The sequence below is a fragment of the Terribacillus halophilus genome, from assembly GCF_900101385.1.
Classification (GTDB): Bacteria; Bacillota; Bacilli; order Bacillales; family Amphibacillaceae; genus Terribacillus; species Terribacillus halophilus.
Map to the genome: position 1 here is coordinate 134,607 of NZ_FMZB01000006.1, position 20,815 is coordinate 155,421.

General features: G+C 45.7%; 22 protein-coding genes and 1 riboswitch. Of the genes, 15 read left to right on the plus strand and 7 right to left on the minus strand.

The genetic code is table 11. The features are described from left to right. Positions 1 to 20 precede the first annotated feature (20 nt). Positions 21 to 1,451, minus strand: a complete 1,431-nt coding sequence (gene ascB / locus BLQ53_RS11775; protein ID WP_093727516.1) for a 6-phospho-beta-glucosidase — start codon at positions 1,449 to 1,451, stop codon at positions 21 to 23. 239 nt (positions 1,452 to 1,690) lie between these two features. Here ascB and BLQ53_RS11780 point away from each other — a divergent pair, with 239 nt between their 5' ends. From BLQ53_RS11780 to thiM, 8 genes are all read left to right on the plus strand, one after another. Next, positions 1,691 to 2,104: a secondary thiamine-phosphate synthase enzyme YjbQ gene (locus tag BLQ53_RS11780; RefSeq protein ID WP_093727517.1), complete on the plus strand. Its 414-nt coding sequence runs from the start codon at positions 1,691 to 1,693 to the stop codon at positions 2,102 to 2,104. Beyond that, positions 2,104 to 3,135 (plus strand): EAL domain-containing protein, encoded by a 1,032-nt coding sequence (locus tag BLQ53_RS11785; RefSeq protein WP_170829678.1) that lies wholly within the window; start codon positions 2,104 to 2,106, stop codon positions 3,133 to 3,135. Before BLQ53_RS11780 ends, BLQ53_RS11785 begins: the two co-directional genes overlap by 1 nt. Before the next feature lie 209 nt (positions 3,136 to 3,344). Continuing rightward, complete coding sequence (locus BLQ53_RS11790; protein WP_244499345.1) at positions 3,345 to 5,048, plus strand: methyl-accepting chemotaxis protein; 1,704 nt, start codon at positions 3,345 to 3,347, stop codon at positions 5,046 to 5,048. Positions 5,049 to 5,241: 193 nt separating this feature from the next. Then, entirely contained in the window at positions 5,242 to 5,487 is a 246-nt protein-coding gene (locus BLQ53_RS11795; protein WP_093727520.1) for a transcriptional regulator SplA domain-containing protein, read from the plus strand. Continuing rightward, a complete protein-coding gene (splB, locus tag BLQ53_RS11800) occupies positions 5,480 to 6,508 on the plus strand; it encodes a spore photoproduct lyase (RefSeq protein ID WP_093727521.1) in 1,029 nt (342 codons plus the stop codon). The genes BLQ53_RS11795 and splB overlap by 8 nt, the downstream gene beginning before the upstream one ends. A gap of 60 nt (positions 6,509 to 6,568) precedes the next feature. Next, a riboswitch (TPP riboswitch) is annotated at positions 6,569 to 6,669 on the plus strand. 121 nt (positions 6,670 to 6,790) lie between these two features. Continuing rightward, positions 6,791 to 7,489 carry a thiaminase II gene (gene tenA / locus BLQ53_RS11805; protein ID WP_093727522.1) on the plus strand — a complete coding sequence of 233 codons (699 nt, stop codon included), beginning with the start codon at positions 6,791 to 6,793 and terminating at the stop codon, positions 7,487 to 7,489. Further along, positions 7,482 to 8,318, plus strand: coding sequence for a bifunctional hydroxymethylpyrimidine kinase/phosphomethylpyrimidine kinase (thiD, locus tag BLQ53_RS11810; protein WP_093727523.1), 837 nt, complete (start codon positions 7,482 to 7,484; stop codon positions 8,316 to 8,318). Before tenA ends, thiD begins: the two co-directional genes overlap by 8 nt. Further along, entirely contained in the window at positions 8,305 to 9,105 is an 801-nt protein-coding gene (gene thiM / locus BLQ53_RS11815; protein WP_093727524.1) for a hydroxyethylthiazole kinase, read from the plus strand. The genes thiD and thiM overlap by 14 nt, the downstream gene beginning before the upstream one ends. A 36-nt stretch (positions 9,106 to 9,141) precedes the next feature. Here the strand turns inward: thiM and BLQ53_RS11820 are convergent, their stop codons facing one another. Beyond that, positions 9,142 to 9,465: a YckD family protein gene (locus BLQ53_RS11820; protein ID WP_170829679.1), complete on the minus strand. Its 324-nt coding sequence runs from the start codon at positions 9,463 to 9,465 to the stop codon at positions 9,142 to 9,144. 173 nt (positions 9,466 to 9,638) lie between these two features. On the opposite strand from BLQ53_RS11820, the gene thiE reads away from it, so the two are divergent. The 4 genes from thiE (at position 9,639) to BLQ53_RS11840 (ending at position 13,556) form a co-directional block, all read left to right on the plus strand. After that, complete coding sequence (thiE, locus tag BLQ53_RS11825; protein ID WP_244499338.1) at positions 9,639 to 10,283, plus strand: thiamine phosphate synthase; 645 nt, start codon at positions 9,639 to 9,641, stop codon at positions 10,281 to 10,283. A 138-nt stretch (positions 10,284 to 10,421) separates the two neighbouring features. Then, positions 10,422 to 10,973, plus strand: a complete 552-nt coding sequence (locus tag BLQ53_RS11830; protein ID WP_093727527.1) for a copper resistance CopC family protein — start codon at positions 10,422 to 10,424, stop codon at positions 10,971 to 10,973. Positions 10,974 to 10,979: 6 nt separating this feature from the next. Further along, the gene (locus BLQ53_RS11835) at positions 10,980 to 12,050 is read left to right on the plus strand and encodes a copper resistance D family protein (RefSeq protein ID WP_093727528.1); all 1,071 of its coding nucleotides are present in this window, start codon (positions 10,980 to 10,982) and stop codon (positions 12,048 to 12,050) included. A 243-nt stretch (positions 12,051 to 12,293) separates the two neighbouring features. Further along, entirely contained in the window at positions 12,294 to 13,556 is a 1,263-nt protein-coding gene (locus BLQ53_RS11840) for a S8 family peptidase (protein WP_093727620.1), read from the plus strand. 48 nt (positions 13,557 to 13,604) lie between these two features. On the opposite strand, the gene BLQ53_RS11845 is transcribed toward BLQ53_RS11840, so the two are convergent. Then, positions 13,605 to 14,801, minus strand: coding sequence for an MFS transporter (locus BLQ53_RS11845; protein WP_170829680.1), 1,197 nt, complete (start codon positions 14,799 to 14,801; stop codon positions 13,605 to 13,607). A gap of 5 nt (positions 14,802 to 14,806) precedes the next feature. Then, positions 14,807 to 15,850, minus strand: a complete 1,044-nt coding sequence (locus BLQ53_RS11850; RefSeq protein WP_170829681.1) for an ArsR/SmtB family transcription factor — start codon at positions 15,848 to 15,850, stop codon at positions 14,807 to 14,809. 71 nt (positions 15,851 to 15,921) lie between these two features. On the opposite strand from BLQ53_RS11850, the gene BLQ53_RS11855 reads away from it, so the two are divergent. The 3 genes from BLQ53_RS11855 to BLQ53_RS11865 all read left to right on the plus strand — a co-directional run bounded on the left by BLQ53_RS11855 (position 15,922) and on the right by BLQ53_RS11865 (position 18,313). Continuing rightward, a complete protein-coding gene (locus BLQ53_RS11855) occupies positions 15,922 to 16,431 on the plus strand; it encodes an NUDIX hydrolase (RefSeq protein WP_093727531.1) in 510 nt (169 codons plus the stop codon). Positions 16,432 to 16,684: 253 nt separating this feature from the next. Continuing rightward, positions 16,685 to 17,761, plus strand: coding sequence for a tetratricopeptide repeat-containing glycosyltransferase family 2 protein (locus BLQ53_RS11860; protein WP_093727532.1), 1,077 nt, complete (start codon positions 16,685 to 16,687; stop codon positions 17,759 to 17,761). Positions 17,762 to 17,830: 69 nt separating this feature from the next. After that, a complete protein-coding gene (locus BLQ53_RS11865; RefSeq protein WP_093727621.1) occupies positions 17,831 to 18,313 on the plus strand; it encodes a DUF456 domain-containing protein in 483 nt (160 codons plus the stop codon). A gap of 178 nt (positions 18,314 to 18,491) precedes the next feature. On the opposite strand, the gene BLQ53_RS11870 is transcribed toward BLQ53_RS11865, so the two are convergent. The 3 genes from BLQ53_RS11870 to BLQ53_RS11880 all read right to left on the minus strand — a co-directional run bounded on the left by BLQ53_RS11870 (position 18,492) and on the right by BLQ53_RS11880 (position 20,753). Beyond that, complete coding sequence (locus tag BLQ53_RS11870) at positions 18,492 to 18,785, minus strand: DUF3817 domain-containing protein (RefSeq protein ID WP_093727533.1); 294 nt, start codon at positions 18,783 to 18,785, stop codon at positions 18,492 to 18,494. 94 nt (positions 18,786 to 18,879) lie between these two features. After that, positions 18,880 to 19,662, minus strand: coding sequence for a carbon-nitrogen family hydrolase (locus BLQ53_RS11875; RefSeq protein WP_093727534.1), 783 nt, complete (start codon positions 19,660 to 19,662; stop codon positions 18,880 to 18,882). Further along, positions 19,659 to 20,753, minus strand: a complete 1,095-nt coding sequence (locus BLQ53_RS11880) for an iron-containing alcohol dehydrogenase family protein (protein ID WP_093727535.1) — start codon at positions 20,751 to 20,753, stop codon at positions 19,659 to 19,661. Before BLQ53_RS11880 ends, BLQ53_RS11875 begins: the two co-directional genes overlap by 4 nt. Between the last annotated feature and the right edge of the window lie 62 nt (positions 20,754 to 20,815).

The following is a 20,815-nucleotide window of genomic DNA, read 5'->3' on the forward strand; positions in this document are numbered from 1 at the left end:
CTGGTCTTCCTATACTGCTATCATGTTAAACCATTTGTACTGATCACTTTCTGGTACCAATGGAAACTTTTCTTCTTTTTTCGTTCCAAGCTGCCATTCCCCTGATTATCACGATCTACATAAATATAGCCATATCGTTTCTTCATTTCACCGGTGGATGCACTGACCAGGTCGATTGGTCCCCAGCTTGTGTAGCCGATAAGATCAACACCATCTTTGATTGCTTCTGCCATCTGCTCGATATGCTGCTTTAAGTATTCGATCCGGTAGCCGTCTTCTATCTCATCTTCTTTATTCGGAACGTCAATTGCACCCAATCCATTTTCGACAACGAAGAGGGGCAGCTGATATCGATCATAAAGCTGGTTCGCTGTTATTCGGAAGCCTTTTGGATCAATTGTCCAGCCCCACTCGGACTTCTTGAGGTATGGATTGGAAACAGAGTGGAACACATTTCCCGCAGTCGATTTGGCCAAGACCTCCGGATCAGTGCTGGTCGTCCTGGAGGAGTAATAGCTGAAGCCGATGTAATCTACTGTATTAGCTTTCAAAATCTCTTGATCTTCAGGTTGCATATCAATCTGAATATCATTTTCCTCGAAGAATCTACGGGCATAGCTTGGATAGTATCCACGAGCTTGGACATCGATGAAAAAGTAAGATTCCCGATCCCGATCCAACGCAGCTTTGACATCATCCGGATTGCTTGTATATGGATAAAACATACCTGCAGCAAGCATGCAGCCAATTTTTGCTTCTGGCGCTATCTCATGACAAGCTTTCACCGCTAAAGCGCTTGCTACCAGTTGGTGATGTGCAGCTTGGTATTTAATCTGCAATTCTTGATCACCTTTTTCAAATATCAGCCCTGCACCGAGGAAAGGAAGATGAAGCAACATATTGATTTCGTTGAATGTCATCCAATACTTTACTTTATCGCGGTAACGTGTCAGGACGGTTTTGGCATACTTCTCAAATAAAGTAACCAGTTTCCGGTTACGCCAGCTGCCATATTTCTCTACGAGGGCAACTGGGACATCGAAATGAGCTAAGGTTACGACAGGCTCGATTTTATGCTCCAATAAGCAATCAAACAAAGAATCATAGAAAGCGAGACCCTGTTCATTCGGTTCATCTTCTTCACCAGTGGGAAAAATCCTGGTCCATGCAATAGATACTCGAAGTGCCTTGAAGCCCATTTCAGCAAACAAAGTAATGTCCTCACGAAAGCGATGATAAAAGTCGATGGCTTCATGGGATGGATAGAATAAATCATTTTGCAGCTCTAATGTAGGGATATGACCTTCCATATATGCCCTTCGTTTCTCCCCCGCCGGGAGCAAATCAACGGTGCTCAGTCCTTTTCCGTCTTCCAGAAAAGCTCCTTCTGTTTGATTGGCAGCCAATGCACCACCCCATAGAAAATCATTTGGAAAAACTGAATTACTCATCCTTATCTCTCCTCCAAAAATAAGAATAACCCAGCACAATAACACACTGCAGCGCAGTGGTATCGACTAGGTTATGCCCAAAAAGGTAACATTCCATATTTCTATATATACAAGTCTATTTTAAGGAAATGTGACAGCGCTGTCAAAGGGCATTTCAAACAGTTTTTTTAATTTAAAAAGGAATATGTAGAACAATGTCGAATAAATTCGGGTATAGGATCAGAATAGGAGGCAGGACTATGGACATATTCCCTATCGTAACAAATCAGCATGATGAAATGATTGAAATTACCGAATCTATTCAGCGCTATATACAGTCAACAGGCATCTTGGAAGGGATAGCAGTCATCTCCTCCTTGCATACAACAGCGGGCATCACCGTAAATGAGAATGCAGACCCGGATGTGAAGCAAGATTTTCTTCGTCGGCTTGCTGAAGTATTTCCTTGGGAACATAAATTGGATCTCCACGCAGAAGGAAACACAGCTGCTCATTTGAAAACAAGTACCGTCGGGCATGCTCAGACCGTGCTTATTTCGGGGGGCAGATTAGTGTTAGGGACGTGGCAAGGCGTCTATTTTTGTGAGTTTGATGGACCAAGATCGCGGAAATACGCAGTACAAGTCCTGTCGTCCGGAAAGGGTGGGGCATGATGGAGCAGCCCTCTGTTTGCGCAATGTGCGGTACTGTCCTGCATATACCGGAGAAAGGTGAATTACTGCTGCAGCTGCCGGAATCCCCTCAACACCCAGCACTAGGTAATCCGCTCAGGCAGGAAGATACATATACGATTTATCAATATTTCAATAAACAGCAGTTGGAGCAGATGCTGCTCTCCATTCGAAGTCATAGTATTACCTCAGCAATGTGTTCTGTTGCCAAAAAAGTCACACATAGTTATCCGATGCTATCTGTCGAAGAGCTGCTGCATCGGATACAATATCCTCAATTTACGGAGATTATCCACAAAAGAGCATTTCGTTCCTTTTTGCAGCCGATCATTTCAATGAAGGATGAAGCAATTTTCGGTTTTGAGCATTTATTGCGCGCAGACAAATTGGAAGTATCCCCTGCTGTTTTATTTAATTTCGCAGCAGAAGCAGGACTCACTTCCATGCTCGATCAAGAAGCAAGACAGACAGCAGTCAGGAAGAGGGCGCGCGAAGGCATACCTGTTGGAGTGAAAAGTTTCATCAACTTCCTGCCCTCCACCATCTACGATCCCGATTTCTGTCTGAGACAGACTTTCCATATAGTCAATGAATATGGGATTGCTCCAAACGACCTTGTATTCGAAGTGGTTGAAACAGAGAAGTTGGATGACATAGCCCGTTTGAAACGAATTTTCAAACGCTACAAACAAGAGGGCATGATGGTGGCTCTTGATGATATAGGCGCAGGCTATTCCACACTCGATCTGTTCAGGGAACTGGAACCTGATTTCGTCAAAATAGACAGAGCATACATATCTTATTGCGATACGGATTCCAAAAAACAGGAATTTCTCCATAAAGTAATTGATGTTGCCAGAAATCTTGGTTCAAAGGTTCTGGCAGAAGGGATTGAAAGAGAAGCAGAATTCAGTTTTTGCAAACAAATCGGTATCGATTTAGCCCAAGGCTACTTTGTTGGGAAACCGAGCCCGGAAGCTCTAGCTGATGATAGACTGTTTCCATTAAGATAAATGTTTGAAAGACCTGGTACTTGGCGGTTACATTACGCCGAAGTGGCAGGGCTTTTTGTTGTGTTTTATATAAAATTTAATCGGAAAATTTTACATAACCTTTACAATCACTTCATTTTCTTTTAACTTCGCCGATATATGGTACGTGATTATGCAGCGTAGTGCTGTGTAATAGTTATTAGTTTAAAGGAGATACATAAGTGAAAGTGATGAGAAATGTAAAAATCAGGTCAAAGCTATTTATTTTGATCCTGGTAGGAGCCATTGCGCTCGGTGTTGTAGGTGCATCTGGGTTGATTTACACACGGGAGATGGCTAAAGATGCTGAAAAGATGTATACAGACAAAATTCTGCCCAATTTATCACTTGGTATAATCCAAGAAGATAACACTGCGAACGATACATATTTATTGGAAATGATGCTCGTGACGGAAGAGGCAAGGAATGATGAACTGAATAAGCTGCTTACTGACTCCATAGTTGAAATTGATGATGAAGTGGAGAAACTGGAGCATAGTTATATGTCCCAAGATAGTAAGAAAATCTTCGAAACCTACCAGCAAGAGCGTGAAAAGTTGCATGATGTTCGAAATCGAGTTTTGAGCCTGACATTGGCGAACCAGAATGAAGAAGCTTATGATTTGTATGTCAAAGAACAGGTTCCGCAGCTTACTCTCGTAAATGATAGACTGAAGAAAATGCAGCTGCAGAACACAAAAGAAGCAGAGCAGGCTTATAACGAAGCGAATGAGGACGTAAAAACAGCCACAATTATCTTATCGATTGTCATTGCTGTCGCGTTGATACTGCTCATTGCGATAGGTATCTTGATTACGAAGCTTATTGTAACTCCTGTAAAAGAGTTGAGTGAATTACTGGGCAAGGCAGCAGATGGTGATTTCAGCAGCGATGGTTCGTATCAATCCAAAGATGAGATGGGGGAGCTGACAGCTTCTTATAACACTATGGCTGATGGTATGCGATCCATCATCCGTGTTGTGAACGATACATCTCAGCAAGTGGCAGCTTCCGCTGAGGAATTGAGTGCTAGTGCGGAACAAAGCAGTTCGTCATCCGAACATGTGGCAAGAACGATGCAGGAATTGGCAGGCGGGTCTGTCCAGCAGCTCGAACTTGTTACGACAGCTACAGGGACAATGAACGCCATGGGACAGCATACGAGTACATTAGCTGCAAACGTACAGACCGTTGAAGAAGCGGTAAGAAAGACTTCTGAGCTTTCTGTCCAGGGAGGAAATGCAATCAAGGATGTCAATAAACAGATGGATACGATCACTTCCCATGTTCAGGAATTGTCTGCTTCCATTGACAGCCTGAACAAGCGGTCGACGGAAATCAGTGATATTACAAGTGTCATCACAGATATCTCGGCACAGACGAATCTTCTTGCCCTGAACGCCACCATCGAGGCAGCTCAGGCTGGAGAACATGGGAAAGGATTTGCAGTTGTTGCGGATGAAGTGCGGAAACTGGCCGAGGAAACGAAGGGAGCAGCAGCGCAAATCGCTTCTTTGATCGACTTTATCCAAAAAGACACAACTGCAACAATCGACCTGATGCAGTATGCGGCGAATGAAGTGCAGGCAGGTACGCAAGTTGCAGGTCAAGCAGGCGGATCCTTCCATCAAATTGAAACTGCTGTAGCTGGACTGGTGAAGGAATTCCAAGAAGTGCGAGTCGCTCTGGAAGGTATGCTTGCTGGAACGGATTCTGTCAATCGTTCACTTGGTGATGTGAACGAGGTAGCTGAGGAAGGAGCTGCTTCAACGGAAAGTGTATCAGCTGCAACTGAGCAGCAGCTGGCAGCTATGCAGGAAATCGCTGCTTCATCCAGTTCGCTTGCGTATCTAGCAGAAGAGCTGCAAACCTCTGTAGCTCGTTTCCGCGTATGATTTAATTGGCCAGCAGATAGTAGACGATAAAAGATAAAATGATCAACAGAAAAATATAGATAAAGATTTTCACTCTTGAACCCTCCCTAAGAAGTAGACGAATACTTCCTGGAAAAGGGTTCATTTTTTTACATGCTTTGTCTGCAAACTGTGCATACTAGCCCCAGTGTGTATAAAAAAGGAGGTAATTGGCATGGATGCATTTCAAGCAGGTGATATCGTCTACGTCATCATTCGCAACCCCCATGCGCAGGGAGTGGCAAATATACAGGAAGCAGCAGTCGTCCATAATCCAGAGAAGCCAGGGGAACTTGCGTTGTTTGTTTATGAAACATATTATCCGTTGACGGATGAAGTAGCCGTCTATCAAGATCTTGGGGAGGCGGAAGAGGCGTATGTGGCTGCTTTCGGTCTCACCGAGGGCGGATATTATGGTTAAACCATTCGTACCACAGCTAGTCTATATCGAACCAAGGGCATTAGAGTACCCGCTTGGAGTGAAACTGCAAAATAAATTCAAGGATATGGGAGTGGAAATCCGTGAGACCACTTCCCATAATCAGGTTCGCAATCTGCCAGGGGACAATGATTTCCAGAAGTATCGCACGGCTAAATCGACATTGGTCGTCGGGGTACGGAAGACATTGAAATTTGATACGTCGAAACCATCAGCGGAATACGCGATTCCTTTTGCGACAGGCTGTATGGGGCATTGTCATTATTGCTACCTGCAGACAACGATGGGATCCAAACCTTATATCCGTACGTATGTGAATACAGATGAGATATTTGAAGCAGCAGAGCAGTACATGCAGGAGAGGGCTCCTGAGGAAACAAGGTTCGAGGCTTCGTGTACATCGGATATTGTCGGGATCGATCATCTGACGCATACGTTGAAGCATGCAATAGAATATTTCGGGCGGTCCAAGCACGGCCAGCTGCGCTTCGTAACGAAATTTGCCCACGTGGATCATTTGCTGGACGCAGATCATCAGGGACGGACACGATTTCGCTTCAGCATCAACGATGATTATGTGATCAAATATTTCGAGCCTGGCACCTCCCGTTTGAAAGATCGGATTGAAGCAGCTGTAAAAGTAGCCGAAGCTGGGTATCCGCTCGGTTTCATCGTTGCCCCGATATATTTACATGAAGGATGGCAAAGTGGTTACCCGGAAATGCTGGAGCATTTGGAAGCAGCGCTGCCTGCACATGCCAAAAAGAACCTCACTTTTGAATTGATTCAGCACCGTTTCACCAAGCCAGCGAAACGTGTCATCCAGAAAAACTATCCGATGACGAAGCTGGAACTGGATGAGAATAAGCGAAAATACAAGTGGGGGCGCTATGGAATCGGAAAATATGTATATCAGAACGAAGAACAGGAAGAAATCAAGGATGTGATCGGCAGTACGATTTACAAGATGTTCCCGCAAGCACGAATTGAATATTTCACCTGATGCATCGGTTGACAATCTTATCCATGCATGTGATAGTTAAGGGGACAATTGAATTTTGAGGAAGTCCACTAGGGGTGCCGTTTGGCTGAGATAAGAGAAATCTTTATCCCTTTGAACCTGATCTGGTTAACACCAGCGTAGGGAAGTGGAGCCGGATTCGTGTAAGCTTTGACACTATCACTATGTATACGAGTCGCTCCATACTTCTGGAGCGGCTTTTTTTATATAGCCGGCGCCAATCACACTTCATCAGGGCTTTCTCCAATAAGGGGAGGAAATGACATGTTTTCTGCACAATTGAGAGAAGAAGCAAACCCGGTTTTCGAAGCGATCTATAAACATCCATTTGTTACAGGAGTAGCAAATGGCCATGTGCCGAAAGAAGCATTGATCCATTATGTGAAGGCAGATTATGAGTATCTGACTGCGTTCGCTCGTATCTATGGCTTGGCAGTCAGCAAATGTGAGACACGGGAAGAGATGGATTTCTATCAATCTCAGATCAACTTTGTCCTGCATAGTGAAATTCATCCGCATAATGTTTTTTGTAAGGTTGCCGGTGTGAAATATGAAGATTTGCAACGTATGACACCGCCGCCAGCAGCGGACCACTATATATCCCACATGATGAATAGTGCTGTACATGGAGATATTGGGGAATTAATGGCAGCACTCCTGCCTTGCCCATGGACGTATCAAGCACTGGCGGCCCATATTATCGAGACGAAGTCACCGGATGCATCCAATCCGTTCCTGGAGTGGATCTTGTTCTATGGCAGCAGGGAAGATGGTATGCCGGATGTGACATCCGAACTTTGCAAGCGGCTGGACAAATGGGCTGAAACGGCAGGATCAGCAGCGAAAGAACGAGCACGGAAAGCCTTCCTGAAAAGCTGTATGCTGGAACATGCCTTCTGGGAGATGGCAACCACCGAGCAAGACTGGATGGTGCCGTTGAAAGGAGATACCCTTCATGCCTGATGTTAGAAGTGCTTTGACGATTGCTGGTACGGACCCTTCAGGCGGTGCTGGAATCCAGGCGGACCTGAAGACATTCCAAGAGCGTGAGGTATATGGCATGAGTGTGATCACATCTCTCGTCGCACAGAACACGACAGGCGTGCAAGCGATTCATCATGTACCCGTTACATTTCTGGAACAGCAGCTGGAATCCATTTTTTCAGATATCATACCGGCTGCTGTCAAAACCGGAATGATTGCATCAGAAGAAATGATGCAGTGTATTGCCGCTGTGTTGCATAAATCGAAGGCAGCTTATATCATGGATCCGGTCATGTATGCCAAAAGCGGGCATGCCCTCATGGGGGAAGATTCGAGAGATGCGCTCAAGTCGCATCTCGTTCCGCTGGCAACACTGGTTACGCCGAACGTACCCGAGGCAGAAGAACTGACTGGTATCCGGATAGATGATGAGTCTAGCATCAAAACAGCAGCAAAAAGAATCGTCCGGGAATATGGAGCAAAAGCTGTCCTGTTGAAAGGCGGGCATATGGAAGGGGCTTTTGCAGCAGATTGGCTTTATGATGGCGAAAACTTCACCTCCTTCACAGCCGAGCGTGTACAGACAAAGCATACACACGGTACAGGGTGCACATATTCGGCAGCGATTACAGCGGAATTGGCGAAGGGGAGATCCTTGCAACAAGCGGTTAAGGTTGGCAAGGAGTTTGTGACAGATGCCATTCGATATTCGCTGCAGCTAGGCAAAGGAAATGGACCGACAAATCATTGGGGCTACCGTCTGAAAAGTGTGCCTGTGCAGGAGGAACAGCATCATGAAGTATACTGATGCGATAAAGGAAGTCCGCGCAAAGAACCCATTGATTCACTGTATTACAAACAATGTTGTCATCAATTTCACGGCGAATGGATTGATTGCACTCGGTGCATCACCGGTGATGGCATCTGCCAAGGAAGAAGCGGCACAGATGGTGCAGCATGCACAGGCGTTGCTGATCAATATCGGTACACTGTCTATAGCGGATGTGGAAGCGATGATCCTAGCCGGGAAAGAAGCGAACAGACTCGGTATACCGGTGATTTTCGATCCTGTAGGTGTGGGTGCGACAACATACCGTACAGAAACAGCCCGTCGTATACTGGCAGAGGTGGATATCACTGTCATCCGCGGAAATGCGGGTGAAATAGCTGTCCTGGGCGGTACATCTGCCAACATAAAAGGGGTGGACGGTTCAGGTGAAGGTATCTCACCTAGTCTCGTTCAGCAGATAGCAAGGGAACTGGATTCGGTTGTGATTGCAACAGGAAAAATAGATATCCTCTCGGATGGGAACAATACGTACAGCATAGCGAATGGTCATGAAATGCTCACTAACATAACAGGGTCTGGCTGCTTGCTTGGTGCAGTTGTTGCGGCATTTACAGGAGTAGCAGATGATATAATGGAAGCATGCATCGGCGCGCTCAGCTTTTATGGTATAGCAGCAGAAGCAGCGGCTGAACATACAGAAGCCCCGGGAAGTTTTCAGGTTGCTTTTCTGGATCAGCTTTATTTATTAGGGGATAGTGCAAGTGATATGGAACAGGTGGATAAAATCGAAGTAGTTGTGAAATGAAACAATCAGCAGGAATTATCCTGCTGATTGAAATGGTCAGTCATCCGGATGGGGATGATGACCATGCCTATGTGGCTTTGGAATGAAGCCATCCTTCTCCAACTGCTCAAATCGTTGGTCCAAGTGCTTCACGATTTGGTCTGCTCTTTCCTCGGAGAAGACGCCGAATTCAACGTATTTCTCGATGATTTGCTTTTCCTGCTCCAATGCTTGTTTCTGCAGTGCTGCTATTTCCTGCTTTTGCTTATCTGTCAAAACATCGGCGACAACTTCATCAGCAGCGAAAGAAGCAGCAGGATTGGTAATGACCAATCCGAGACATAGAGCGATGATGACAGCCCCGGCTTTTATCCATTTCAACTTTACCATCTCCTTGCTCAAAGCTTGGGCTTACTTTACGCAGTTTTGGGATTACTATCCATCTTCCACACTTTTTCCTAAATTAGCAGCAAGGAGTTTTTCTATCTGGGGAATGAGAACATATTCGATTGGGGATCAGGATGTGTAAGTATCAATGGAAAAGGAGCAGTAACATGAAAGAAGAATTGGAGCTATATTTCATCATGGGCAGTCAAAACTGCCCGGACAAGGATCCAGAGGACATACTGGAACACGCGCTCAAAGCTGGTATCACGATGTTCCAGTTTCGTGAAAAAGGGGAAAGAGCGAGGGTAGGAGAAGCAAAACGGCAGCTGGCTGAGCGGCTCCAGGCTAGATGCAGGGCGCACCGCATTCCTTTCATCGTTAATGACGATGTCGACCTTGCCATTGCGATTGGCGCAGACGGCGTGCATGTCGGACAGACAGATGAAGCGATGCAGGTAGTGAAGGAGCGTTGTCCAGAGCATTTCATAATCGGTGTAAGTGCCCAAAATGCCGAAGAAGCCAAGAAGGCAATCCGAGACGGAGCGCATTATATCGGGGTCGGTCCGATTGCTGCCACCCGTACTAAAATCGATGCCAAGTTCCCGATCGGACTGACTGGGCTGCGGGAAATCCGGAAACAAGTCGGGGACTTCCCTATTGTTGCAATCGGGGGTATCAATCAAAAAAACGCAGAAGCTGTTCGTCAAGCCGGCGCGGATGGCATCTCGTTCATCTCGGTCTTGACCAAAGCAGTAAATATCCGGCAGGCTGTCGATGAGTTGAAAATGGGAATGGAAAAGATGCACAGATAAGTGCATCTTTTTTATTTGGCAGGGGGCAACGCTGCTTGAGGATATAAAAATGTAAGTTTTTGGTCACAATTCATTATATACGCTTGTCTTTTTCTTTTATACGATGGAAGAGACATTTGAAAATTGGAGTGGTAGATAATGAAGAAGGTGATGTTCGTCTTGCTGGCATTATTTTTATATATGCTGCCGCAGACTGTATCTGCCCATGCAGTCTTGACGGCATCTGACCCCGGACAGGGTGATATCGTGAGAGAGAGCTTGGATGCTTTCACGCTGACATTCAATTCGGATGTGGAAGATGTTGTGGAAACAAAGGTGACGGTTGATGGACAAACATTCAGCACAGAACCTGCGACTGTGGATGGAACGACAATTAACGTACCATTGGCACAAGAAATGATCAATGGCGATTATGCATTGAGCTACAAAGTGATTTCAGCTGATGGACATGAGGTTGGTAACACAGTTTCTTTTACAGCAGAAGGGTTGACAACGAATGACGATGAAGATGTTCAATCCGCAGAGAAAAGCGATCAAAATCTGAAAGTGAACGAGCAGGAGCAAACAGCTGCTGAAAAAACGAATGAAGAAGAGGAAGGTTCCAATACAGGATTCATCACCACTGGTTTGGTGGTCATCATCCTTCTTTGTGCGGGAGTCTTGTTCTTCGGATATCGGAAAAAGGATTAATTCTCCATGATTCTTGTCCCATTATTGGAGTTGCTGTCGTATATCGCTTTCTCTTTTCTCGCAGGGTCTATTGTATTCCGATTTGTACGCAAGGACGAAGCAGCTATCCAGACGCCGCGAAGTGATGTCTTGGCATCGGCAGCATCGGCAGCTCTTGTTACAAGCGGCCCGGTCATCAATCTTGTTTCTCTGCTTGGTACACAAAACGGTTATGGCCAGGCATTGAGACAGGTTTTATTTCAATTCACGGCCGGAAAAGTATGGATCGGAATCTTTGTTCTCGCCATTGGTGTCTGGCTGCTGCTTTATTTCGATAAACTTCCGGTTCTGACACTCATCTTGTTCCTTGGGATGCTATTTCTTGATGCGTATGGCAGCCACACAGCCACAGAGGGCGGTTTGGTCGGTGCATTCGCTCATTTCATACATTTAGGTGCTGCCGTTTTCTGGGTTGGTGTGCTGATTCATGTTTGTTTTTATGCTTCGGAACACTTCAGTTGGGAAAGTTTCCTGAAGTGGTTCACGCCGTTTGCAATCCTGCTCGTTATTGCAGTGATAGCCAGTGGAATCGTCATCATGCTGTTTGCGATGGATATCCGGGATTACGGAAATGCTTTGATGCTCACTTATGGGCAAATGCTGTTCATAAAACATATCGTGTTCATTCCAGTGCTTATATTTGCTGTCATCAATGGATTTCTGGCAAGGAAGGCACATCGTGATCCAGACTTCCGTCCAGTCGGCTGGATACGTGCTGAAGCTATCTTGTTGGCGATTGTCTTCATTTGCACAGCGATACTTGGTACATCCGCCACACCAGCGGACATTCCCGCTACTTTAAGCAATGAAGGTTCTGCACTGATTTTTGGCAGCATTTTTCCTCGTGTAACGGCTGAAAGTGTCGCAACCTGGCATTGGGGTGTGGCTGGAGTTATTTGCTTCATCGGATTTTTCTTCTTTTTGACCAGTATCATATATTTTTTCAAGAAAAGAGCAGCAGCAAGCTTCGCATTGGCAGCGGCGTTTGTTGCCTCGGGACTTTTATACACTGCCATTATGACTAGCTTGCAATATTGATAGTCTATAAAAAAAGACATTATTCCACTTTTTATCACGGAATGTTTCGTTTGGGCAAACATTCTGCTGGAAAAAGGAAAAAGAAATTGGAATCATGTCTTTTTTTGTGTGCTGCTGTCACCTATTTTCCCAATACATTTCGTTGGAAGCTTATGCTAGATTTACTGTAATAGTTTCTGAGAGTCTAGATTGACAGTGATCGGACTCTACCCCAGTGACTATAAAATCCAGCGAGGTGATGAAATGAAAAGAAAACTGGCAAGTATCGCTGCTGTCGCAATGATAGGATTATCTGTATTTCAGCCGCTGCAAGCTTCAGCTGCTCCTGACGAAACGGCAAAGAATGAGGAAGTCCGAGTACTAGTCAAGCAGAAGGAGGGTGTGTTCTCCACGCAAGCCACTGACAAGGTCAAGGAAGAACATGGTGTCCGTAACAGCTTCGGTAATGAAGGCTTTACAACTGAGGTATCTGAAAAAGAGCTCGAGGAGCTAAAATCCGACAAAGCCCTGGAAGTAACCGAAGTTAGTGTATATACGAAACAAGAAGTGTCTGAAAAACGAGATCTTTCGACACAAGCTGTATCCGACCGCACACCGTGGGGAATTCAAGCAATCTATAATAATCCATCCATTACTAGAACAAGTGGCGGAAATAATATTAACATCGCTGTCCTCGATACTGGTACATCTGTTAATCACCCAGACCTTGCTGCCAACGTGGAGCAGTGCATCGACTTTACTCAAGCCTCCAGTGGACAAGTCAATGGCTCTTGTGTTGACCGTGATGGACATGGTACGCACGTTTCCGGTTCTGCGCTTGCCAATGGCGGGAGTGGTTCAGGTATCTTTGGTGTAGCACCTGAAGCAGATCTGTGGGCATACAAAGTACTTGGCGATGATGGACGAGGTTATTCCGATGATATCGCAAACGGAATCAGGAAAGCTGCGGATGATGGAGCAAACCGTGGCGAGAAAGTCGTCATTTCTATGTCCCTTGGCGGCGGACAGGATTCTCTCATCTCCAGTGCAGTTCGTTATGCGAACAGCAGAGGCGCATTGGTTATCGCAGCAACTGGCAACTCTGGTCCATATGAAGGCTCAATCGGCTATCCTGCTGCACTGCCGGAAGCAGTTGCAGTTGCCAACCTCGAGAACCGTCAGCAAAACGGTACTTACCGTGTTGCCGATTCCTCCTCCAGAGGCTACAGCCGTACAGATGGTGATTACGTGATCCAACAGGGAGACGTAGAAGTATCAGCTCCTGGATCAGCCATCCTATCTACGTATCCAGGAAATACGTATGCATCACTGACTGGTACATCCATGGCTACACCGCATATCTCTGGTCTGGCTGCAAAAATCTGGTCTGAAAACACTAGTCTCAACAGCTCTCAGGTGAGACAGACACTGCAGTCGCGTGCCCGTGCCAATGATATTCTTGGCGGCTATGGTGCTGCGCGTGGCGATGATTATGCATCTGGTTTCGGTTTCCCCCGTGTACAATAATTTAAGGAAATGAAAAAAGAAGGCTCCTTTTGCGAGGAGCCTTCTTTTTTATAGTTTTCGAGGCAATCTCCATACAAGCACACTTGCTGTGCTGGCAATGCATCCGCCGATTAAAATCGTTGTGCCGATGCCTATCCATTCCGATAGCAAACCAGCAAATATAGAGGCCGCTGGGAGTAAGGTGAATGTGATGAAGCGGGATGTGGATTGGACTCGTCCGAGTAAATGGCGCGGTGTATAACGCTGTCGAATCGTTTTGATGATCGGATTCACCGCCCCTGCTGCCGCTGTGCCAATCATATTGAGACATGCAGCAAGCCATATCGTTTCTGTGAGGCCGACAAAGATGATGGATAATCCCCCGATCACTTTGGCAACGAATAGGATTTGTCTGTATGTAGAGAAGCGATCCGCAACAAAACCTAAGAAAGTCCCTAGCATGGCTCCGATTCCACCTGAGGATAGGACGATGCCGATAAGCATTGGATCATTTGTGAGTTTATCTATGTAAATGACCAGTAAGACAATGAGAAATTGAACGCCGAAATTGGAAATAAGTGAAATGAGATTTGTATACCAAATTTCTTTCTGGTGATAAATGAAAAGGAATCCTTCCTTCAGCTCTTGTATGTAGTTGGATATGGAAAATGCGCGCAAGCTGGATGTATGCTGATCGTATGGCAGCAGGAGGACCAGCCATACTGCGAGTAAGGATAATATGCATACTGCTATCAAGCTGTTATAGGTGCTGAGAAATAATAGAACAGCGCCGCCAAGACTTGGGCCAATCACGATTGTAAGTTGATATAGGGCACTTTCCAAACTGTTGGCATAATGAAGCTGGCGTCCGGAAACTAGATAAGGTATGGCGGTGAATTGTGCCCCTTGATAGAATTGCCCGGCAAAACCGATACATATAGATATGAAACAGATGAGGAGTAGGTTGAGCTGTCCAGTCGCAGCAAGGACACTTAACAGCAGAAAACAAAGGAAGCGTGTCAAGTCGGCCAACAGCAGTACATACTTCCAATTCGATCGGTCAAGCAAAGGGCCGATAAGAGGCTGTAGCAGCATAGTTGACCGTTCTGCAGCTATGGCGATCGTAACAGCTATGGCCGAAGAGGTCACTTCCAGCACGAGCAGCGGCAGCAGGAGGCTGTACACCTGCCCAGCCATGGCTGCCATGGTCGTGCTCATCATCAGGCGGGATAATGGATGGGTCAGCGTGATTTTTTGAGCGGGCATGTGTATCATCCTTCCAAAAAGGTCTGAAGTTCATGATCCAAAGACGCAATCGCGTCTTTATTCGCGTAGTAAACTTGTTTATTTGACCCGATGAGTCCGGCAGATTTGAGCATTTTCAAATGATGATGCAGAGTGGATTTGGCAACGGGAAGCTGTTCAGCTAAATACTGGAGCGTATGTTCACTTTCCATCAAACGTTTTAGTAAATTAAGTCTGATTGCATCCCCTAATGCCTTATATTTTCTTACAAGCATCGTATCCGGATTATATTTATTTTCTGGGTCGATACTGCCTGCGTGGATCGGATAATAGAACACTTTTGTTCCAGGCAGATCAGCGAGTATCGTCCACGGTCTATAATGGTAATGCGGAATAAATAGGATGGTGCGGATAGAGTCGTCCGGTTTATAGCTGGAGCTATTTGTCACCCAGCGTATGAAAGTCAGTTTATCCATTGCAGTCAGCCTTTGTTTTTTGTTGGAGATATCTCTTTCCAGCACATCTTGCAATAGCTTTTTCTTCGGCTCAATCACCTCGATGAACCATTTGGTCATGATCGAGATCAAATGACTTTTCAGGAAGGATATATCTACCTTTACGATAAAACCGATATAATTTGGGAAGAAAGGATTGTCCTTGGTTATTTTTTGGAGAGTGGCCAAGGAACTGGCATTTCCCTGAGCAGCCTTGATTCGGTGCTTTTCGAATGTGCTGCCAATGTAAGGTAGGCATCTCTCCCGCAATCTCTGTTTGGGCATGTCGGAGATTTCCGCTGTCCATTCTTTTAAAGTCCGGACATTTGAGTGGTGCAGCAACTGAAGCAGTGCTTTCCATGTATTGTGCGCATGGACGATTTGCAATTCGTGCTGCAGTTCCGGTGAAAAGCCGTTTTCCGGATCATCCCACATTTTTTCCAAGTGTTCGAGCGTTCCTTCCAGCGATGTATTCGTAACCGCCGCAATCCCTAAAGCAGCTTCCCATAATAAGGATGATTCAAAGGAAATGGTATAATCGTTTTTTGCCTTAAAACCAGTTTGAATTGTCTGCATATTCATCACCTCAATTGATATCCTATACTAATAGAATTATAAATTCAATAAAAATAGAACGGGGAAAAATAATGATACATTATCACCATGCATTCGGTGTCTATGCCGTTATACAGAAAGACGGCAATCTGCTCGTCATCCATAAAAGCCGCGGTCCTTATACCAATCGCTATGATTTACCAGGTGGGAGTCCAGAAAATGGGGAAGGGTTACTGGAAGCTGTCATCCGTGAAGTAAAAGAGGAGACAGGTCTGATTGCAGAAGTTACGAAACAGATTGGAGTGGTGGATTTCAAGCTTCCTTGGCAGTGGAAGCATTTTACCGATGTGCACCATACCGCTGTCTTTTATACAGGGGAGGTTACAGGGACATTGGAAGTCCCCAAGCAGTTTGCAGGGCAGGATGCACTCGCAGCTGAGTGGGTTCCCATCGAGAAGTTATTCAGTAAGAACAGCTCGCCTTTGGTCATGCAGGCAATCAAATGGCAATCGTCGTTTGAAATGCCGCTTGAGACCGTTGTCTATCCTGATTGGGAAATCAGGAAGAAGAGTTACCTGCAAGGTGATCGGAGTATTAGATAAGGAAAAAAGAGGGTGCAGCTTCAGTGAAAATAGCCGGGATGCATGTATTATAGTTTGCTGTTTATCGTGGCAGGTATTTTGCACTTCGTATTGGATGATGGTTTTGCTGTCATGCTCCAGCGTACGTACCGCTGCGCTATTTCCGGAGCACATTAACAGTGCTGTTTATTATATTCCGATACCGGGGTTTGATCCGGCATATTCGAGTTCCTTTCGCATAGGTTGAAAACAACAATGTATGTCGAGGTGACCTATGCATACCATCAGTCTATGTATGATTGTTAAAAATGAGGAAGAGGTGCTGGCCGGCTGTTTGGAGAGTGTCCGGGATCTAGTTGATGAAATCGTGATCGTAGATACAGGATCCACTGATCGGACAAAGGAAATTGCAGCACAGTATACTCCACGCATCTTCGATTTTGAATGGATAAACGATTTTTCAGCTGCTCGGAATTACAGCTTCAGTAAAGCGACGAGTGATTACATTATGTGGCTGGATGCGGATGATGTGCTGTTGCCCAAAGATCAGGAGGCTTTCCGTAAATTGTGGAAAGAGCTGGCCGATGAAGTAGATGTCGTATCGATGTTTTATCATACATCCTTGGATGAGAAAGGGAATCCGTTATATCTTTATCGGCGCAATCGAATTGTAAGGCGCAGCAAGAATTTTCGCTGGCACGGTGCCGTGCATGAATACTTGGAATTCGGCGGCAATATCGTGGCGTCGGAAATAGCCGTCACACATCGTAAAAATAAAAAAACGCATACGATATCAGATCGAAATCTGCGAATCTATGAGTCTTACATTGCTTCGGGCAGAAGCTTGACGCCGCGCGATATGTTTTACTACGCAAATGAGTTAAAAGATCACGGAAAGTTCGACCTTGCCAAGAGTTACTATACCGATTTCCTTCATTCAGAAGCGGGTTGGGTGGAGGATAATATCCGTGCGTGCCAGTACTTGGCGGATTGCTGCAAAGCAGAAGGAGATATGGAAGGGTATCGAATGCACTTATTTCAATCGTTTCGATATGATCGTCCGCGGCCAGAATTTTGCTGTTTGATCGGGGATTTGCTGACGGAGGACCGGAATTATGAGGCAGCTGCATACTGGTATCGGCAGGCATTGGATTATGAAGGGAAGGAACTGCCGGGATTCAGTGTACCTGCTTATACGACATGGTATCCATACTTGCAGCTGACACTTTGCTATTCACGGATCGGCCTGATGGAAGAGGCAAAATTAGCCCATGACAAAGCTGTGTCCTATCATCCAGATCACCCGAGTATCCTCCATAACACAGCTTTTTTTGAGAAGTTTAAGCTTTGATTTCCTTTTGCTGTTTCCTATGTCATAATACGTACTATCAAGGTAAGATATGGAGGATTGGTTGTGGCACTGGATATAATTGCTTGGATTATCATTGCGGTGGCATTCATCGCTAGTTTTGCGGGAATCATCTATCCCGTCATCCCATCTCCGCTTATGCTCTGGATTGGATTTTTAGTATTTCAGTTCATGCTTAGTGATGGAGACTTATCTGTAATCTTCTGGATCGCTATGGTCATCCTGACGGTGATTTTGATCATCTCGGATATCATCGCGAACAGTTACTTTGTTAAGAAATTCGGCGGCAGTAAGTGGGGAGAGCGAATTGCGGCGATCGGCGTAATCGTAGGTTCCTTCATCATCCCGCCTTTGGGCATCATCGTGGTGCCGTTTGTTGCTGTGCTTGTGACGGAGTTAGTCCAAAAAAGGACACCGAGGGAAGCTATTTATTCTTCCATTGGCTCATTGCTTGGCTTCCTTGGAGGCTCGATAGCTAAAATCGTCATCCAACTGATCATGATCGTATGGTTCTTGATAGCAGCATTCGTATAAAGTGAAATAAGAAAGAGTGATTTCAACGTGAGGTCACTCTTTTTTGTTTGTGTCTATCAAACGAATTGAGGTAATGCTGATTGGAGGTGTATAAGAAAGTCATCATGCCTTCCGATCCCTGTAATAACGCCATTAAAAAACACCCTGTGGAAACAGGATGTTCGTTTATAAATATTGCTTATGCATATTGTGTTTTCTGCAATCTCATATCAAAGATGTAATAGCCAAATGGAATGACGGATGCGAGCAAGGCGAAGATTGCCCATTTCAATCCCCAGCCGACTTTCAGTGTTGTGTATCCAGCCCAAATCACATATAGGACGAAAAGCCCACCGTGGATGGCACCTATATAGGTGACGAAGATTGGCATATCCATCATATATTTTAGCGGCATTGCTATGAATAATAACAAAAGCAAGGAAGTCCCTTCGAGAAATCCGATGATTCGGAACCATTTCAGTGTCGCTTGCATGAAAGCCCTCCCAGAAACTATTTGTTAATAGTATAAGCAAGCTAGCCTATCTTTACCACTGCCCAGGAGAACTTGTCATAACATTGTCAAAATATCACTGCACGTCATAGATGGACGGGCGTCTGTCCTGGAATACGGGAATACGATTTCGTACGTCAGCCACTTGGTCGAGATCTGCTTCGCCATACAGGATGGTCGCTTCCTCTTTGGCTTCAGCGATGATTTCACCCCACGGCCCGATGATCAGGCTGTGCCCGGCAAAGTCATTTGCTGGATCACTTCCGGAGCGATTACAAGCAACTACAAAACATTGGTTTTCGATTGCCCGACTGAGCAGGAGTGCGCGCCAGTGATCGAGCCGCTGCTTTGGCCATTCGGCGACGACGAATAATACTTGCTGATCACCTGTCATATGCGTGCGGATGAATTCAGGAAAACGGATGTCGTAGCAGATGACACCGGCTGCTCGTTTATTTCCAATGGAGAAGGAGGCGGATCTGTCACCTTGGGAGAGGAACTTCTCTTCATCCATCAGACGGAATAGATGTGCCTTATCGTATTCATGGAGCAGTTCACCTGCTGGGCCATAGACAAGCATCGTGTTGTAGACGCCTGTTTCAGTACGTTTCGCGATGGAACCAGCGACAATATATATTTGGTGGGTCTTGGCCAGTCTGCGGATAAAGTGCCTTGTCGTTTCCCCTTCCTTATCGCTGATGGAATCAAGCCGCGTCAGATCATAACCAGTTGTCCAAAGCTCCGGCAGTACAATAACATCTGCATTTTCCTGCGCCTCGTTTATCAATGCTTCCATTTTTCTATAATTGGCTTCCGGGTTTCCAAAAACAATATCATGCTGGATCAATGCAAGTTTCATTGTGTCACTCCCTGATTTGCTGCAACGAAGGTCTCCACACTTTGCATGGCATCCACCACTTGTTCCGAAGAAGAAACATGCATGAAATGAATGGATTCTCCTGGTGCAACTGCACCGTCTGCAGCAATTTTCATCGCCTTATCCACATTCTCTTTTACGCCGAGCTCATTCAGTATAGTCGGCAATCCGAGCTTCCGATAGATTGGAAGCAAAGTCAGGATCTCCTCAAATTTATCTTCCAGTGCCAGCTGTACGAGAATACCGTAAGCTACCTTATTCCCGTGCAGCTGCTCATGTGTTTCGGAAAGTCTTGTCAGTCCGTTGTGGATGGAATGGGCGCCAGCAATGCGACCATATGCATCACCGAATCCGCCCACCATACCGCCTGCCATGATGATTGTTTCTGCTACGCGCAGAAATGCATTATCTGCTTGCTTATTCTGCAAGGAACAAATTGCTGCATCTCCTTCGGCAATGAGGATATCCCGGCATAGCTTAGCGGCATTACGGGCTATTTGAACAGCAAGCGGCTGATCAGTCATCTTTTCGGTAAGTGCATCCGCTTCGTACCATTTAGCCAATGTGTCACCAATTCCCGCAATCAGATACGGTGTAGGTGTCGTGAGCAGCAATTTCGGTTCAACTAGCAGCATGAAAGTGCTGCGCGGGAAGACCGTGTATTCGGCGAAATTGCCTTCTTCGTCATAGAACACACTTAGTGAGGCCCATGGGGAGCAATTGGATACGATTGTCGGAATCAGGATGACTGGGAGTCCTGCATCATTGGCAGCAGCTTTGGCAGTATCCAACACTTTTCCGCCGCCCACACCGATTATGAATTGAGCAGCTTCGCCGGCTGCGATACCTGCTAATCGAGCTGCTTCTGCATGTGTGCATTGGCCGTTGTAAGCAATCCGTTTCACTGGTAAATCGATCGGATCCAAGAATGGGGAAGCTGCTTTCCATGATGCATCCCCGTGAATAAGCAAACCATTGGTCCAGTTCAATTCGGATAGCCGTGCTGGTAGGCTTTCCAATATATTATCCTCGCAGACGTAATAGTTCGGGGCGCCTTTTATGTTGATGGTCATGTTGTCACCTCATTGAATTTTTACATAAAAAAACTCTTCCAGACTAATATGGAAGAGGGAAA

Coding starts and splice junctions, on each gene's coding strand:
- ascB (WP_093727516.1), bottom strand. CDS start 1,451: ATGAGTAATTCAGTTTTTCCAAATGATTTTCTATGGGGTGGTGCATTG.
- BLQ53_RS11780 (WP_093727517.1), top strand. CDS start 1,691: ATGGACATATTCCCTATCGTAACAAATCAGCATGATGAAATGATTGAA.
- BLQ53_RS11785 (WP_170829678.1), top strand. CDS start 2,104: ATGGAGCAGCCCTCTGTTTGCGCAATGTGCGGTACTGTCCTGCATATA.
- BLQ53_RS11790 (WP_244499345.1), top strand. CDS start 3,345: ATGAGAAATGTAAAAATCAGGTCAAAGCTATTTATTTTGATCCTGGTA.
- BLQ53_RS11795 (WP_093727520.1), top strand. CDS start 5,242: ATGGATGCATTTCAAGCAGGTGATATCGTCTACGTCATCATTCGCAAC.
- splB (WP_093727521.1), top strand. CDS start 5,480: ATGGTTAAACCATTCGTACCACAGCTAGTCTATATCGAACCAAGGGCA.
- tenA (WP_093727522.1), top strand. CDS start 6,791: ATGTTTTCTGCACAATTGAGAGAAGAAGCAAACCCGGTTTTCGAAGCG.
- thiD (WP_093727523.1), top strand. CDS start 7,482: ATGCCTGATGTTAGAAGTGCTTTGACGATTGCTGGTACGGACCCTTCA.
- thiM (WP_093727524.1), top strand. CDS start 8,305: ATGAAGTATACTGATGCGATAAAGGAAGTCCGCGCAAAGAACCCATTG.
- thiE (WP_244499338.1), top strand. CDS start 9,639: ATGAAAGAAGAATTGGAGCTATATTTCATCATGGGCAGTCAAAACTGC.
- BLQ53_RS11830 (WP_093727527.1), top strand. CDS start 10,422: ATGAAGAAGGTGATGTTCGTCTTGCTGGCATTATTTTTATATATGCTG.
- BLQ53_RS11835 (WP_093727528.1), top strand. CDS start 10,980: ATGATTCTTGTCCCATTATTGGAGTTGCTGTCGTATATCGCTTTCTCT.
- BLQ53_RS11840 (WP_093727620.1), top strand. CDS start 12,294: ATGAAAAGAAAACTGGCAAGTATCGCTGCTGTCGCAATGATAGGATTA.
- BLQ53_RS11845 (WP_170829680.1), bottom strand. CDS start 14,801: ATGCCCGCTCAAAAAATCACGCTGACCCATCCATTATCCCGCCTGATG.
- BLQ53_RS11850 (WP_170829681.1), bottom strand. CDS start 15,850: ATGCAGACAATTCAAACTGGTTTTAAGGCAAAAAACGATTATACCATT.
- BLQ53_RS11855 (WP_093727531.1), top strand. CDS start 15,922: ATGATACATTATCACCATGCATTCGGTGTCTATGCCGTTATACAGAAA.
- BLQ53_RS11860 (WP_093727532.1), top strand. CDS start 16,685: ATGCATACCATCAGTCTATGTATGATTGTTAAAAATGAGGAAGAGGTG.
- BLQ53_RS11870 (WP_093727533.1), bottom strand. CDS start 18,785: ATGCAAGCGACACTGAAATGGTTCCGAATCATCGGATTTCTCGAAGGG.
- BLQ53_RS11875 (WP_093727534.1), bottom strand. CDS start 19,662: ATGAAACTTGCATTGATCCAGCATGATATTGTTTTTGGAAACCCGGAA.
- BLQ53_RS11880 (WP_093727535.1), bottom strand. CDS start 20,753: ATGACCATCAACATAAAAGGCGCCCCGAACTATTACGTCTGCGAGGAT.